The organism is Bacillus sp. ISL-4 (assembly GCF_018613275.1).
GTDB classification, from domain to species: Bacteria; Bacillota; Bacilli; order Bacillales; family DSM-1321; genus Peribacillus; species Peribacillus simplex_E.
On the sequence record NZ_JAGGQN010000010.1, the window covers coordinates 469508 to 483821 of the forward strand.

The window sequence follows — 14314 nt, forward strand, 5'->3', positions numbered from 1 at the left end:
CCCCCATCCCAAAAACAGGGACGAGAGTTGGCTCGCGGTACCACCCTGATTATGGACGCGGGAATTCACCCAGGCCCATCACCTTCATAAAAGCCTTAACGCGGCATGACGGCAGGTATTAGCTGCTCTCAGGACTAGCTTTCTGCTGCTCTTCACCTGGCAGTCCCTTTCAGCCTAGGGGACCCCTCTCTTTTAGATGGACTTCAGCATACTTCATCCTTCAACGAATTATCTTATGTAATGGATTATATTCACAAGACTTTTATTTGTCAATAAGGGGCGGCTTCTTTCTAAAGTGAACACGGGCATGAAGTACAAAAACTTTCAACACAGCCAAGATGGGAATCGAAACGACCATGCCCACGATACCGCCTATTTCGCCTCCGGCCAATAATGCAAGCATAATGAACAGCGGATGCATATGGAGGCTTTTACCGACTATTAACGGCGATAGGATATTTCCCTCAAGAAATTGAAGTACGAGCACGAGGACCGCGATGATCAACACCATTTTAACTGACATGGTCGCGGCGATGACCACTGCAGGAATGGCCCCGATAATCGGCCCGAAATACGGGATGACATTCGTTATTCCGATTATCGCCCCCAATAGAAGCGGATATTTCATTCCGACTATCCAGAAGAGCAGCGAGGAAATCAAACCGATCACGACACAAACGATGATTTGTCCGCGGATATAGCCGCCAAGCGACGCATCCACATCACGAACGAATGCCCGTCCCTGCTTGCGCCATTTTTTCGGGGTCATATACCAGGCCATTTTTTTTAACACAGTGAAATCTTTCAGGATATAAAAAGCAATGAATGGAATCAACGCAATCAGGACGATGAAATCAATCATCTTCATTGCATACTCCATCGCCTTTTCAGGTATACGCTTCAGCCAACCTTCGAAAAGGGTGACACCTTCTTCGAATCTTTCATGAATTCCGAACGGCCAGGCCGCCGTTTGATGATTGAGTTTATCAATCCTGCCCTGGTACTGTTCAACCAGTTCCGGCACGCTTTCCGACAGCTCGCGAACCTGGCTGACGATCACTGGAATGCCTTTATAAACAGCAAAGCCGATCCCTCCGAAAAACAACAAATAAATGATCGTAATCGAAAGCCAGCGACGCATCCCTTTCTCATTTAAATATTCCACTACAGGGTGCAGCAAGTAACTGATGAACGCACCAGTCAAAAAAGGCAGCAGTACCGTCACACATACAGTAACGGCAGGTCCCCACATGGGCTTAAGTTTCATAAAAATATAGATAACGAAAAATAAGAGCAATAAAAAACCCAGGCGATAAAACCATTTTAAACGAATACTCACAATAAACACCTCCCGCTCATTTATTCTTCGAAAGGCGGAAGGTTTTCATACATAAAAAAGAGTGCCCTCATTAATTCAGGACACCCATTCCTGCTATAATAATGACTTTAATCTTTTGCGTATTTTCTTCATGTTCCGTTTGATCATCTTCGAGTTCATCAAGTCCGAACCCATATTCATTAGAGTATTGCGTGAACGTCTAGCCATTGCAAACACCTCTTCCGTTAATTACATACCGAAGCGGCGGTCATTTTCCTCAAACAAATCGTCCAATGAGCTTAAACTTCCATCTTCCTCGACCTGATGCGTATTAATGAGCCCTTCGGATAGAGTCATTTCAATAAAGCAATTCCAACAATAATATTGATTTACGCCAATCTTCCCGACATCTTTACTGCGGCAATTCGGACATTTTATTTCCAAAATGGACACCTCACTGTTCATAAACTGAAACAATGATGGTATCCTTCCCTACTGCAGGCGGCTGTTTTGATTCTATCACTGTCGACTCAGAGAAAAACCCATCCGTTGTTTCATACGCTATAATCGTGCCCATTTTCTCCTTGAAATATACATCCTGCAGTAAACCAAGTTCTTCGCCCATTTCTGAAAAAAGCATGCGCCCCAATAACTCGTCCTTCGACAGGCAAATGGAATCCGCAGGCACTTTACTTAAGGCTGAATCTTGCTGCCTGATCACGATCCCATCTGGACCGAATGAAGAAATATCGTCAAGTCTCAAATGAAAAGCCCTTTTGAACAATGCTTGTTGATGAACGACCAACCCCGTTACCTGTCCCATTTCAGAAATTGATAAATCGTGGACCGTGCCGATTCTTTCTCCCTTGATTGTAAAAACCGGCAATCCTTTCAATAAAGAAAACGTCCGCAAGGTCATCCCGCCTTTCCGAACATTTATATTATCTCTTTACTGGTGAAAATAGATGTGCTGAAAGGTTTTCCATTGTTGGTCCAACTTCCTTAAAATACAGGGACCATGCATAAAAAAAAGACCGGTTTCCCGGTCAGACCCACTGCTTTACCATCCTCTGCTGGCACCTCCGCCACCGGAACTTCCTCCGCCGCCGCCCCGTGGACCGCCGCTGCCGCCTCCACGGCCGCCGCCTCCTCCGCGACTGATGAATATCAAAATGATATTGATTAGCGTTTGAAGGAAAAATCCTTTAAAGAACTTGGCATCGAGGATGAATACGATGATGACAACGATGATGATCAGGAAAATCTGTAAACCTGATGGCTGAAAGGATTTTGACTCGGGCTGAACGGAGAGATCTTGATAAAACTCGTCACCTAAATCGTATTCTTTCGTTACATCATTATATACGGCCTTATAGGTTTCCGTCAGGGCAACATCATATTTACCCTCTTTCAGCGCAGGGATAGCCACATCATCCAAAATCTGTCCAGATTTTATATCGGTAATGGCCCCTTCCAAACCGTACCCCACTTCAATACGGATTTTCTGTTCTTCCATGGCCAGCACAATGAGGACTCCATTGTTCAGCTCAGCATCCCCAAGCTTGAATGATCTCAATGCCTCGACCGAGTACTCCTCGATTTCGGATCCTTCCAACGAATCAACCGTCAAAACGGAAATTTGTGCTTTGGTGGCATCATCCAATCGTTTCCCAAGTTCGATGAGTTCGGATTTTTCCTGTTCACTCAGGACTCCGGCAAAGTCCTGAACATATATATCCCCAACTGGTTCAGGAATGTTAGGTTGTGCTGCGGCCACGTTTGCTAAACTGAACGTGAGAATGAAGAATAGCGCAAACACAGCGAGTTTTTTCATTATTTATCGCTCCCGAAATCAACCTTTGGCGTTTCTTTTTCTTGATCGGTCACTTCAAAATATGGTTTGGCATCGAACCCGAACGCTCCCGCCATCATATTCTTCGGAAAGCGTTTAATCATTTTATTATAGTTGGTAACTTCATCATTATAGTCTTTTCGGGCTACCGTGAGGCGATTTTCCGTTCCTTCCAAACTATCCATGAGACCCTTAAAGTTCTCATTGGCCTTTAAATCCGGATAGTTCTCGACAACCACCAAAAGCCGGCTCAAGGCCCCGCTCAATTGTTGATCGGCTGCAATCGCATCTTCAGTCGAATTGGCACCAGCCAACTTCGAACGTGCATCGCTCACCGCTTTAATGGCTTCTGTTTCATGCGAAGCATAACCCTTAACCGTTTCGACAAGATTCGGAATCAAATCCGCTCTCCGTTTTAATTGGTTATCCACCTGTGACCATTTATTGTCGACGTCTTCACTGGCACTTACAAGGCCGTTGTACGAAGATGCACCAAAAATGACCAGTAAAACGACAACGACTATCCCTATTATCCAACCTTTTTTCATCTAATTCCCCCTACTCTTTCACATATAAGTTATATTCTATAGTTCCACCAAAACTATGAATTTTAAACAAAATTCATCAAATAGAAACAGCTACATAAAATCATATGGCGTGACATTCTCCATCCCGATCATCGGATCAGCATGCATGAGAATATCACGATAACTTGATTGTTGATGTACCTCTTCCTTTTCCACCGGCATTTCTTCATCACTCAAAACATCTTGCAGCTTTTCACGCAAAGTCGTTTTCCGGCGCATCTCATCGTTACGCTCGATCCCTAAACGGAATGCATCTTCTTCACCACAAAGGATCAAGAAATTTTTACTGCGGGTAATCGCCGTATACAATAAATTACGGCGGAGCATCCGATAATAACTTTTCACTACAGGCAAAATGACAATGGGGAATTCGCTTCCCTGCGACTTATGGATGGAGCAGCAATAGGCATGTGTAATCTGGTTCAAGTCCTGTTTCGTGTAAGTCACTTCGATGCCTTCGAACGATATGATTACTTTATCGACATGATCGGTATTTTCTTTAGCGAACAATATGGACACGATTTCACCCATATCGCCATTAAAGACACCCTCCTCTGGCTGGTTCACCAGTTGAAGCACCTTATCTCCCGTTCTGTATATCACATCTCCGAATTTTATTTCCCGCCGCTTTTCATTCGCATTGCTATTGAACACTTCCTGAAGCATTTTATTCAGGGCATCAATCCCGGCAGGCCCTCTATACATGGGAGCCAGCACCTGTATATCCTTGGCCGTGAAGCCTTTCGTCCTCGCATTGGCAACCACTTTCTCGATTACTTGGGGGATTTGACCTGTTTGGCAGCGAATGAACGATCGATCTTCTTGCTGTTTCGTGACATCATCCGGAAGCCTTCCTTTTTTGATTTCATGGGCCAATTCAATGATCGATGAGCCATCAGCTTGACGATAAATATGTTCCAGACTGACAGTCGGTACACAATTCGATGCAAGCAAATCCTTTAAAACCTGCCCAGGGCCAACAGATGGTAGCTGATCTTCATCACCAACTAATATCACTTGTACATTTTCCGGCAGAGCTTTAAACAATTGATGGGCCAGCCACGTATCCACCATGGAAACCTCATCGATGATTACGATACGGCCATCCAGCTGATTATCCTCATCATGGGAAAAGCCTTCACTCCCGTTCCACCCAAGCAAACGATGGATAGTAACAGCTGGGAGCCCAGTCGATTCGGCCATGCGTTTCGCTGCACGGCCAGTAGGGGCCGCAAGTACGAATGGAAATGGATCGCTTCCTTCTTTTTTATAATCGTTAATGTCCATGGATACACCATGCAGCTCTGCATATAGCTCAACGATGCCTTTGATGACTGTCGTCTTACCGGTACCAGGTCCGCCCGTCAAGATTAACATGGGTGATTGCAGGGCTGTTTGGATCGCTTCCTTTTGGGCCGGGGCATAGGAAACATCCAGCCGCTCTTCCAGCTCCCCAAGTGCCAGCAAGAACTCCGATTCCGGGAATTGGTCCTCATACTCGGTTTGAGCAAGCAGCCTCTTGATGTTCATCACGATTCCCTTTTCCGAATAGAATAGCGAAGGCGGATAAATTCGTTGATCCTCGACAACTATTTTCCCCTCTTGCGTCAATTCGATTATTTCCGAGGAAATGTTCGTGAACTCAATGCGATCCCGTTTATTTTCCTCCAGTAGACGTTTGACAGCCTCCAATAGCTGCTCGGCTTCTATGTAGATATTTCCGTCCTGGAGGCATTGTGATTCAAGCGTATACAAGCACGCAGCCTTGATTCGATCGGGATGGCTGCCGGAAATGCCCAGCTGATGCCCAAGCTCATCCGCCCGTCCAAAACCAATCCCTTCAATATCCTCAACGAGCTTATATGGATTTCCCTGAACCATCGTGATCGTATCCTGCTTATACATTTGATAGATCTTCATCGACAGCTGCGGACCGAAGCCATATTGATTCAGGGCAATCATCACCTGCTCCAGACCTTGATGCTCGACCAATGTATCATAAAGTCCCTTTGCCTTTTCCCCGGATAGCTTCGGAATATCATCAAGTAGCGAAGGCTGAGCCAGAATTTTTGAAATTGCCTTTTCACCCAGTGTCTCAACAATGCTTTCAGCTGTTTTTTTTCCAATGCCCTTGAAAAGGTCACCGGATAAATAACTGACGATTCCTTCCTTGGATTGAGGGAGATCCTTGCGAAAATGCTCTACATGGTATTGAAGGCCAAAACGCGGATGTTCCTTCATGGCCCCATAAAAAATATAGATCTCATCCTCATGCATCCTTGGAAAATAACCTGTTACGACCGCTTCCTTCTCTTCATAATTCAGATTCGTTTCATGCACGCGAATTCTTACAACCGAGTACATGTTATCTTCATTATGAAAGATCGTCACTAAATGACTTCCTTTCATGAACATTTTCTCTTCTGAAAACAAATCCAACGAATCTTGCTGGCTCAACGCTTCTCCCCACCTTTCCATGCATATGCCGTTTATTTACTCAGCATTCATTTCTTCCAACAGTTTCTTTCCGTGCGCAGCAAGCATATGGTCTGGCTGTGCTTCCAAAGCCTTATCAAAATAAACCATCGCTGATTTCGCATCCTCACGGTAGCCTGCAAACGCAACCCCTAAATTATAATAAGCATCCGCATGGCCCGGATCCTGTTCCACAACTAAATTCAGTTGATTGATCAATTCATCATACAATTCCGCATTGGCAAGACAAAGCGCATATTGGAATCTCGCATCAACGTCCTCAGGGCTCAGCTCCACCGTTCTCTGTAAATAAGGCATCGCCAACTTCGGTTGATCTAACGCCATCAATGTCAATCCAAGCATGAAGAAAGCATCGCTGTTATCCAGCCCCAAACGGATTGCCTTTTCAAACATATCCTTCGCTTCGACTAATTTAGAATCGGATTCATAATATAAGTTTCCTAATGAATAGTAAGCCGCCGCTGCATTTTCATCCAGCTCAATCGCCTTTTTGTAAAACTTGACCGCTTTATCCGTTTCACCCACGGCAGTCAATACATTCCCAAAGTTTATGTAGGCAACAGGCTCATTCGGATTTTCCTCGATCGCCTCATTAAAGACTTTCGCCGCTTCTTCGTATTTCCCTTGCTGCATAAATTCAATTCCTTGTTGATTCTTATCCATATCCATTCACACTCCATTTTTATATTAAAAAGTATAGCATAGGCCAGTGGTCGAATTCAGGCGGTACACCCGCAATCCAAAAGAAGTCCCCAACCGCAAACACAGCTGGGGACATGCTTATTTTACCCTACGTAAGTCAGCTTTTCACCTTTTTTAAATACTTCATCAATCGTACCGCCGCCAAGGCACACTTCACCATCATAGAATACGACTGCTTGTCCAGGCGTGATCGCGCGGACGGGCTCGTCAAAGATGACTTCGACATCACCATTTTCCAATACCTTCACCTGAACACCGCTATCCTCTTGACGGTACCTGAACTTTGCCGTACATGTAAATTCACCAGCCGGTATATGTTCCGCTACCCAGCTGACATTCACTGCACGAAGGGAATTGGCATACAGTACATCATTATCAAAGCCTTGACACACATATAAAACATTGCGCTTCAAATCTTTTCCCGCAACAAACCAAGGTTCGCCGCTGCCGCCAATCCCTAGACCGTGACGCTGACCGATGGTGTAATACATCAATCCGTCATGCTTGCCCATTACCTTGCCATCCATCGTGACCATATCTCCGGGCTGAGCTGGGAGATAATTGCTTAAAAACTCTTTGAAATTGCGTTCACCGATAAAACAGATCCCTGTAGAATCTTTTTTCGTTGCCGTGGCAAGGCCCGCTTCTTTCGCAATTTCACGGACTTCCTTCTTATCAATGTGTCCAAGCGGAAACATGACTTTTTCCAACTGTTCTTGAGTAAGCTGGTTCAAGAAGTACGTTTGATCTTTATTATTATCGACACCGCGAAGCATTTTGTATTCGCCATCCCGGTATTCAACCTGTGCGTAATGACCTGTAGCCACATAATCGGCGCCAAGGCTTACGGCATGTTCAAGAAAGGCCTTGAACTTGATTTCCTTATTGCACATTACATCCGGATTCGGGGTACGGCCCGCTTTATACTCATCCAAGAAATAAGTGAAAACTTTATCCCAATACTGCTTTTCGAAATTGACTGCATAATAAGGGATGCCGATTTGATTACAAACGGCAATTACATCATTGTAATCTTCCGTTGCCGTACAAACTCCGTTTTCATCTGTATCATCCCAGTTCTTCATGAAAATCCCGACCACATCATAGCCTTGATTCTTCAATAGCAGGGCTGACACAGAAGAATCCACGCCTCCTGACATACCCACGACGACGCGGGTGTCCTGTGGTGCTTTTCTCATTCTGTCACCTCATTTATTTAAAGGGAGAATTATCTTCCCACTAATCTATTAACGATTTTCACGGTGGTTTCAGCTGCCTGCCTTACTTCCTCTTCCGTATTGTTCAGACCGAAGCTGAAACGAATCGAATTCTTCGTTCGCTCCGAATCTTTCCCGAACATCGCCACAAGCACATGCGACGGATCGATTGACCCAGCAGTACAAGCGGACCCGCTCGATACAGCAACACCTGCCAAGTCCATATTGACGAGCATCGATTCCACATTCGTACCCGGAAAACTGACATTCAGCAAATGCGGCAGCGACTGTTCCATAGATCCGTTAATTTCATATTGTACATCCGCCTCATTAAAGACGGCAAGCAATACGTCTTTAAATCGCTTGTATTGCTCCTTTTTCTTTTCCATCGTGCTTTGTGCAATTGAAACAGCTTCTGAAAAACCGGCAATGGCCGGCACACTCTCCGTACCAGCACGGCGCTTGCGTTCTTGTTCCCCGCCATATAATTGCGGATTCAGCTTCAAGCCTTCACGCGTATAAAGAAAGCCGACTCCTTTGGGACCGTTGATTTTATGCGCGGATACACTCAGCAAATCCACACCCAACTCACGAACGTCGATAGAGATCAAACCATATGCCTGAACCGCATCCGTATGGAAAATGGCTTGATGCCCCTTGAGCACCTGTGCAATTTCAGCAATCGGCTGGATCGTTCCAACCTCATTATTGCCGTACATGACCGAAACCAAAATCGTGTCATCCCGCAATGCCGCCTTTAAATCGGCAATTGAAATAAGCCCCGCTTCATTCACAGGTAAATATGTGACCTCAAAGCCAGACTTCTCAAGGTATTGGCATGTATGCAAAACCGCATGATGCTCAATCTCCGTCGTAATGATGTGCTTTCCTTTTTCTTTATAAGCATTCGCAACACCAATGATTGCCGTATTATCAGCCTCGGTTCCACCGCTCGTGAAAATGATTTCATTCCGCCCCGCACCGATGCTCGCCGCAATACTCGAACGCGCCTCATCCAAAACATGGCGTGCCTCCCGCCCGAAAGCATGAATGCTCGACGGATTTCCGAAGTCATGGCTCATGACTGTCATCATCCTATCGATCACCTTCGGATGCATCGGGGAAGTCGCAGCATGATCTAAATATATTCTGTCCACTTTTTTGTCGCCTCCATTAAAAAACGCAAGCGCCTACATAATAGGCGCATTGCTGATCACTTAAATATAGTACATATAAGAATCGATTTCACCCGTATCCTTGTAGCTCGCCAAATCCATAAGCGTCGTATTATCCAATACATCCTTCACGGCATCGCGAATCCGGATCCAAAGCTGGCGCTTGACTGGCTCTTCATCCTCAATTCCTTCAACAGGGGTAATCGGGCCTTCCAATACACGAATGACATCTCCCGAAGTAATCTCCTGAGGATCCTTAGACAGGACATACCCGCCATACGCACCGCGGACACTCTTCACTAACCCCGCATTACGAAGCGGCGCAATCAACTGCTCCAAATAATGCTCCGACAGATTATGCGTCTGGGCAATCGATTTCAAACTCTTTGGGCCTTCTCCATAATGTTTAGCAAGCTCGATCATGATCGTCAAACCATAACGGCCTTTAGTAGATATCTTCATACATATACACCTCAAATTATTTATCCGTTTCTAAATTCTTTTGAAATTATAGCATATTCCCGCCGGAAATGCATTCACCCGCCCTCCATTTGTCAAATTATCCTAATTGGAGAGGTAGGATAAATGAAAGAAAAGAATGGAATGCCTTCTTAAAATTGAGAGAATAACAAATATAGTGAAGCGGTCCTTTCTACTAGAGCAATGAAACGATTATCGAATTTATTGCCCGATGGTCATATTCCTTATATCCCTAAACCGCTAGAGAATGATAGAATTCCGATCACCGCCCTCCAAACCTGAGTATGCTGCCACAAGCATTTTCCAAGGAGCAGCAATCAAGAAAGCGGATTTGCCGTACCTGCTTGGATAATTCCCTTGATGCTCACATTTCGTCACTTCATGACTTTCTATACCTTGTTAAACCTATCATTACAAACAGCCCATTTCAGCCAGACTAAAGGCAGAGTTTATCTATTAAATTCTCTCATAGAAAGATAGGTCGATTCATCAACCTTACAGCACAAATTAAATCCCCATAGGAATTGCCATAATCGAATTCGCCTTCTTTTACAGCATAATCAGCGCATTTCCCCCATCAGTTGTGATACCTTATATAAAAAGGAGAGGTGCGCAATGAATATAAAACCGCTTGCTTTCCGGATGCGGCCTCGGTCGATTGATGAGATCATCGGGCAGGAGCATCTGGTCGGTGAAGGAAAGATTATCGCAAGGATGGTGAAAGCTAAACAGCTTTCTTCCATGATCCTGTATGGTCCGCCGGGAATTGGCAAGACATCGATTGCGAGTGCGATTGCCGGAAGCACGAAGTTTGCTTTCCGGACGCTGAACGCGGTGACCAATAATAAAAAGGATATGGAAATCGTGGCAGCCGAGGCTAAGATGTCCGGGAAAGTGATCCTGCTGCTTGATGAGGTTCATCGGCTCGATAAGGCGAAACAGGACTTCCTATTGCCTTATCTTGAAAACGGGATGATCACCTTGATCGGTGCAACGACCAGCAACCCCTATCATGCCATCAATCCGGCCATCAGAAGCCGGTGCCAGATTTTCGAGCTCAAATCATTGGAAACCAATGATATAACCAAAGCCTTGGAACGGGCACTTCATGATGAAGAGCGGGGGATTGGTGCGTATAAAACCGATGTCGGCCTTGATGCCCTTACCCATTTCGCGACTGCTTCGAACGGAGATGTCCGCAGTGCCCTTAACGCTCTTGAGCTCGCCGTCATTTCCACCGAACCCGATGAATCCGGAACCATTCATATAGATCTGCAAATTGCCGAGGAATGCATGCAGAAAAAAAGCTTCTCACATGACAAGGATGGAGACGCCCATTATGATGTCCTGTCGGCTTTCCAAAAATCAATTCGCGGCAGTGATGTGAATGCAGCCCTTCATTATTTGGGGCGCTTGGTCGAAGCCGGTGATCTTGTCAGCATTGCCCGCCGCTTGGTAGTCATCGCTTACGAAGACATAGCTCTTGCCAATCCACAGGCTGGTCCCAGGGCCCTCGCTGCAGTCGAAGCCGCTGAACGACTCGGTTTTCCTGAAGCCCGGATTCCACTTGCCAACTCAGTGATCGAGTTATGCCTATCACCCAAATCAAACACGGCCATTGTCGCAATTGATGCAGCACTTTCCGACATTCGCAGCGGCCATAGTGGAGATGTACCAGATCATCTTAAGGATGCCCATTACAAAGGGGCCGCAGATCTCGGACGAGGCATCGACTACCTTTATCCGCATGACTACGAGAATGGCTGGGTGAAGCAACAATACTTACCGGACAAACTGCGCAGCAAAAAATATTACAAACCGAAAAAAAGCGGGAAATTTGAACAAGCTCTTGCCTCGGTCTATGAAAATATCGAGAAAAAGAAATAACTCCGGATCACTTCAGATCCGGAGCTTTTTTATGGAAAATGAAAACTTTTAACATGCCTCCTGTTAACAAAAACCTTCACCATCTCAATGATGCCAACTTTCACCGTAAAGTGTACAGCTACATTCTATTTCGGCACCTCTAAGCTTTCTCCTTTTCGAACGAAATTTCGAAACTTACTTCTATTAAAATCCCAACTAGATGAATAATTCCAGAGAGTTCTAATTATATTGACCAATAAATTTAGATATCATTTGGTGACCGTAAAAAACAACCTATATCCCAACAGTAAGACATTATTCAAATCATCCTCAAGCAGTATGTACAACTGTCAGCCAAACGCTCCGGCTAGGTCTTTCTTGGTTAGAAACCGGAACTCTTAGTCTAAATTCCCTTTGAATCGCCTTGCTTGGCCAATCTTTCCCGGAAATTAGTCCGCAATCTGTTAAGGTTTCAACAAGGGCAGAAACAACATTTCAAAATATGATTCTAGCCCGATTACTTTTACAGTTCAGATTATTGCATGTACGTACTTTTAGCCGCAGAAAAATTAGGCTCCTGTATCCAGTAAGAGGATATGTCAATTACCACTGCTCTAGCGGCATGTCCCTTTTCATATGAAGGCACAACAACTTTTTAGTTGCTGTACCTGTGTGGTCAATCTTCTTCTTTATTGATACCCTTCGAAGCTTTAATCAAATTTTCCAGCCACATTTTCTTAAATACATTCACACGACGAGGACTGCCATTCTCTTCAGCCTCAGTTGGATTTTCATTTTCTTCTGCGGCCTCGGAAAGGATTTCATTTAAACCCCCTTCATCTGATGAGCTTTCCGTTGAACTGCTTTCATCTGATGAGCTTTCCCTTGAACTGCTTTCATCTGATGAACTTTCCGTTGAGCTGCTTTCGTTCGATGAGCTCTCCGTTGATTCACTCTCGTTCGATGAACTTTCCGTTGATTCACTTTCGTACGCTGAACTTTCAGTTGAATATTCCATTTATTCTTTAACCTCCAATTTTATTTATCCTTTAGGGATATCCGTACTGCATATCTAATAGGAATTTTGCTTATCACACAGTTTAAAGAAATCTTTCTGATTAGCTCTCCGTTGATTCACTCTCGTACTCTGAAATTTCCGTTGATTCACCATCGTCCGATGAGCTTTCCGTTGATTCACTTTCGTACGATGAGCTTTCCGCTGATTCACATTCGTACGAAGAAATTTCCGTTGATTCACTTTCGTACGATGAACTTTTCGTTGAATCAATTTCGTATGATGAGCTTTCCGCTGATTCACTTTCGTATGATGAGCTTTCCGCTGAATATTCCACTTATTCTTTAGCCTCCATTATTCATTTATTCTTTAGGGATATCCGTACTGCATATATATGCGCCTTCTTTCTAATAGGGACTTTCCTTATCACCCATTTTAAAGTAACACTCCATCCATTTTGAAAATTTGCAAATCTATTTTAATTGGTCAAATTCATTAGAATCAAAAACTTTTCTCCTTGCAAACAAAAAAATAACCTCGGAATCTTTTCCGAAGCTACTTTATTATTTTTCCTTCATATTAGCTATGACGCCCCTTAAGCCAACCGACCACCGATTTCCCGCTACTTTCGCGAAGTACCTCGACATTTTCCTTGGAGATGATCTCGCCATCCTCAATTAGAAGCCATCCTCCTACTTACCGTCACCCCTCCATGATCCGGTTTCGCAAGACCCGCATTCAGTTTGAGCAACGTTGACCATGCCGGTATATTTAAGGACCAATTTGTTCGTGACAATTGGCAGCAGGAACAAATGTAAAATACGCAAGTGGAAATCATCACGAGTAACGGTGGCTGCAGGAGATAAAATCACAGCTACAGACATTATAAAACTTCGTATAATCCATGGTGAAATACAAAGTGAAGCAAATTAAGCTTCCTTCTGGTGTAAAGGATATCTTGCGTTCACTCACCCAGAGGTCATTGCAAACATATGAACACACAAGGATGGAAAGACAAAAATACTTATGTTGAAGTGAAAAACCGAGAAACCAGGTATCACTAGTCAAATGTACTGAAGCTACTTCTTAGAATCGAACACAGCTCCTGTCTTCACTGATGCTTGTGCTGCAATTGACGTATACGGTTCAATCGATATCGGTGAAGGTGCTTATGGTATCCCTGATATTGAAGTATCATCTAAGACTGATATCAACGTGAAAAACTCTGATGGTGACAGCGCGGATACATCTAACCCAATGGACTTATATAGCACATTAGCATGGAAATCAGTATTCACAGCGTTACGTTTTGAAGACGATTCTTCGTTAAAAATCAGCAATTGGTAGTGAAACTAATTAAGGGGAGGGCTTCGCGGCTCTACCTTTTTTTATTTGAATTTTTAGAGGAATTTATAATGACAGTTAAATCACTACTAGAAGTAGATAAGGAAATATTCAATGACAGTGACGCGATTCTTGCACAGCAGAAAGTAAAACTATTTATCTACCAGTTAGAAGTAATCCAACTAAACATAGAACAGTGTTCATTAACGGTTAAGAATTTATCTTAGCGGTAAGAAAACAGCTTGAAGTGCCTAAAGTCGTG

At 44.2% G+C, this 14314-nt stretch carries 15 protein-coding genes; 1 reads left to right on the forward strand and 14 read right to left on the reverse strand.

The features are described from left to right. Positions 1–262: 262 nt before the first annotated feature. The 11 genes from J7J00_RS08750 to J7J00_RS08800 form a co-directional block, all read right to left on the reverse strand. Positions 263–1339: an AI-2E family transporter gene (locus tag J7J00_RS08750; RefSeq protein ID WP_214789891.1), complete on the reverse strand. Its 1077-nt coding sequence runs from the start codon at positions 1337–1339 to the stop codon at positions 263–265. Positions 1340–1567: 228 nt separating this feature from the next. Further along, positions 1568–1783, reverse strand: coding sequence for a hypothetical protein (locus J7J00_RS08755; RefSeq protein ID WP_034311361.1), 216 nt, complete (start codon positions 1781–1783; stop codon positions 1568–1570). Continuing rightward, complete coding sequence (locus J7J00_RS08760) at positions 1773–2231, reverse strand: PRC-barrel domain-containing protein (RefSeq protein ID WP_214789893.1); 459 nt, start codon at positions 2229–2231, stop codon at positions 1773–1775. Before J7J00_RS08760 ends, J7J00_RS08755 begins: the two co-directional genes overlap by 11 nt. A gap of 147 nt (positions 2232–2378) precedes the next feature. Continuing rightward, positions 2379–3152 carry a TPM domain-containing protein gene (locus tag J7J00_RS08765; protein WP_214789895.1) on the reverse strand — a complete coding sequence of 258 codons (774 nt, stop codon included), beginning with the start codon at positions 3150–3152 and terminating at the stop codon, positions 2379–2381. After that, a complete protein-coding gene (locus tag J7J00_RS08770; RefSeq protein ID WP_098369726.1) occupies positions 3152–3718 on the reverse strand; it encodes a LemA family protein in 567 nt (188 codons plus the stop codon). The genes J7J00_RS08765 and J7J00_RS08770 overlap by 1 nt, the downstream gene beginning before the upstream one ends. Positions 3719–3808: 90 nt before the next feature. Then, positions 3809–6214 (reverse strand): SF1B family DNA helicase RecD2, encoded by a 2406-nt coding sequence (gene recD2, locus J7J00_RS08775; protein WP_214789897.1) that lies wholly within the window; start codon positions 6212–6214, stop codon positions 3809–3811. A gap of 36 nt (positions 6215–6250) precedes the next feature. Beyond that, entirely contained in the window at positions 6251–6916 is a 666-nt protein-coding gene (locus J7J00_RS08780) for a tetratricopeptide repeat protein (protein WP_214789898.1), read from the reverse strand. Positions 6917–7038: 122 nt separating this feature from the next. Then, positions 7039–8154 carry a tRNA 2-thiouridine(34) synthase MnmA gene (gene mnmA / locus J7J00_RS08785; RefSeq protein ID WP_214789899.1) on the reverse strand — a complete coding sequence of 372 codons (1116 nt, stop codon included), beginning with the start codon at positions 8152–8154 and terminating at the stop codon, positions 7039–7041. A 29-nt stretch (positions 8155–8183) separates the two neighbouring features. Beyond that, entirely contained in the window at positions 8184–9329 is a 1146-nt protein-coding gene (locus tag J7J00_RS08790) for a cysteine desulfurase family protein (RefSeq protein WP_214789900.1), read from the reverse strand. Positions 9330–9389: 60 nt separating this feature from the next. Continuing rightward, positions 9390–9809: a cysteine metabolism transcriptional regulator CymR gene (cymR, locus tag J7J00_RS08795; protein WP_034308657.1), complete on the reverse strand. Its 420-nt coding sequence runs from the start codon at positions 9807–9809 to the stop codon at positions 9390–9392. 258 nt (positions 9810–10067) lie between these two features. Continuing rightward, a complete protein-coding gene (locus J7J00_RS08800; protein ID WP_214789901.1) occupies positions 10068–10205 on the reverse strand; it encodes a hypothetical protein in 138 nt (45 codons plus the stop codon). 243 nt (positions 10206–10448) lie between these two features. Here J7J00_RS08800 and J7J00_RS08805 point away from each other — a divergent pair, with 243 nt between their 5' ends. Continuing rightward, positions 10449–11714, forward strand: a complete 1266-nt coding sequence (locus J7J00_RS08805) for a replication-associated recombination protein A (RefSeq protein ID WP_214789974.1) — start codon at positions 10449–10451, stop codon at positions 11712–11714. A gap of 655 nt (positions 11715–12369) precedes the next feature. Here the strand turns inward: J7J00_RS08805 and J7J00_RS08810 are convergent. From J7J00_RS08810 to J7J00_RS08820, 3 genes are all read right to left on the reverse strand, one after another. Then, complete coding sequence (locus J7J00_RS08810) at positions 12370–12711, reverse strand: hypothetical protein (protein WP_214789902.1); 342 nt, start codon at positions 12709–12711, stop codon at positions 12370–12372. Positions 12712–12811: 100 nt separating this feature from the next. Then, positions 12812–13045, reverse strand: coding sequence for a hypothetical protein (locus tag J7J00_RS08815; RefSeq protein WP_214789903.1), 234 nt, complete (start codon positions 13043–13045; stop codon positions 12812–12814). A gap of 355 nt (positions 13046–13400) precedes the next feature. Beyond that, positions 13401–13592 (reverse strand): hypothetical protein, encoded by a 192-nt coding sequence (locus J7J00_RS08820; RefSeq protein WP_214789904.1) that lies wholly within the window; start codon positions 13590–13592, stop codon positions 13401–13403. Between the last annotated feature and the right edge of the window lie 722 nt (positions 13593–14314).

Excerpts from the sequence above, each read along its gene's own strand:
- J7J00_RS08820 (WP_214789904.1), bottom strand. The coding sequence starts at position 13,592 with ATGTCTGTAGCTGTGATTTTATCTCCTGCAGCCACCGTTACTCGTGAT.
- J7J00_RS08765 (WP_214789895.1), bottom strand. The coding sequence starts at position 3,152 with ATGAAAAAACTCGCTGTGTTTGCGCTATTCTTCATTCTCACGTTCAGT.
- J7J00_RS08770 (WP_098369726.1), bottom strand. The coding sequence starts at position 3,718 with ATGAAAAAAGGTTGGATAATAGGGATAGTCGTTGTCGTTTTACTGGTC.
- J7J00_RS08810 (WP_214789902.1), bottom strand. The coding sequence starts at position 12,711 with ATGGAATATTCAACTGAAAGTTCAGCGTACGAAAGTGAATCAACGGAA.
- J7J00_RS08755 (WP_034311361.1), bottom strand. The coding sequence starts at position 1,783 with ATGAACAGTGAGGTGTCCATTTTGGAAATAAAATGTCCGAATTGCCGC.
- mnmA (WP_214789899.1), bottom strand. The coding sequence starts at position 8,154 with ATGAGAAAAGCACCACAGGACACCCGCGTCGTCGTGGGTATGTCAGGA.
- J7J00_RS08780 (WP_214789898.1), bottom strand. The coding sequence starts at position 6,916 with ATGGATAAGAATCAACAAGGAATTGAATTTATGCAGCAAGGGAAATAC.
- cymR (WP_034308657.1), bottom strand. The coding sequence starts at position 9,809 with ATGAAGATATCTACTAAAGGCCGTTATGGTTTGACGATCATGATCGAG.